Consider the following 1,205-nt stretch of genomic DNA (forward strand, 5'->3'; position numbering starts at 1 on the left):
ATTAGATTCAATGTCAAAGAAGTCAAAGAATCCCGCGATTTCATCTATTATTAATTAAATATATATATATCAATTTAAATATTTTGAATCCTTTTTTCGCGAGGAGCTGGATGAGACGAAACTCTCATGTCCGGTTCTGTAGTAGAGGTGGAATTCAGAAAGAACCATCAACTATAACCCCAAAAGAACCAGATTCCGTAAACAACATAGAGGACGAATGAAGGGAATGTCTTATCGAGGTAATCATATTAGTTTCGGKAAATWTGCTCTTCAAGCGCTTGAACCCGCTTGGATCACATCTAGACAAATAGAAGCGGGGCGCCGGGCAATGACACGAAATGCRCGTCGKGGTGGAAAAATATGGGTACGTATATTTCCCGACAAACCAGTTACAGTAAGACCCACAGAAACACGTATGGGTTCRGGTAAAGGCTCTCCWGAATATKGGGKAGCTGTTGTTAAACCAGGWCGAATACTKTATGAAMTGGGTGGAGTCGCAGAAAATATAGCCAGAAAAGCMATTTCAATAGCAGCATCMAAAAWGCCTATCAAAACTMAATTTATTATTTTGGGMTAAGAATGTAGAATCAAAGAAAATAAATCCTGGGAATGAAAAATGCAAGGTTTCTTTTTTTCTTTTTTGACAAAAAATATTTCTTTYTTTTTCTTCGMCCTTTGCATTGAAAGAACAAAYAAAAAAATGATTCAACCCCAGACACRTTTGAATGTAGCAGATAACAGTGGGGCTCGAGAATTGATGTGTATTCGAATCATAGGAGCTAGTAAYCGCCGATATGCTTATATCGGTGAYGTTATTGTTGCTGTGATTAAAGAAGCAGTACCAAAYATGCCCCTAGAAMGATCAGAAGTGGTCAGAGCTGTAATTGTACGTACCTGCAAAGAACTTAAACGCGACAACGGTATGCTAATACGATATGATGACAATGCCGCAGTTGTCATTGATCAAGAAGGAAATCCTAAAGGAACTCGCGTTTTTGGTGCGATCGCRCGGGAATTGAGGCATTTAAATTTTACTAAAATAGTTTCATTAGCGCCCGAGGTATTATAATAGTCTTAAAATTTAAGATGAGACTACGATATAGTTATAGTAGGGTATTGGAAAGAAATAGATTCAAATTTATTTAGTAGATTGTGTTTCACGCATATACCTTTAATTTAATAATATAATTTTTTTTATGAAAAAA

General features: G+C 36.4%; 2 protein-coding genes. Both read left to right on the forward strand.

Annotation, left to right across the window (positions count from 1 at the left end; all coding sequences use genetic code 11):
- Positions 1-166 precede the first annotated feature (166 nt).
- Positions 167-577, forward strand: coding sequence for a 50S ribosomal protein L16 (gene rplP, locus EIZ48_RS31460; RefSeq protein WP_500690623.1), 411 nt, complete (start codon positions 167-169; stop codon positions 575-577).
- 123 nt (positions 578-700) lie between these two features.
- Positions 701-1,069 (forward strand): 50S ribosomal protein L14, encoded by a 369-nt coding sequence (rplN, locus tag EIZ48_RS31465; protein ID WP_160658730.1) that lies wholly within the window; start codon positions 701-703, stop codon positions 1,067-1,069.
- Positions 1,070-1,205 lie beyond the last annotated feature (136 nt).

It is taken from the genome of Photobacterium alginatilyticum, assembly GCF_009910675.1.
Taxonomy (GTDB): domain Bacteria; phylum Pseudomonadota; class Gammaproteobacteria; order Enterobacterales; family Vibrionaceae; genus Photobacterium; species Photobacterium alginatilyticum.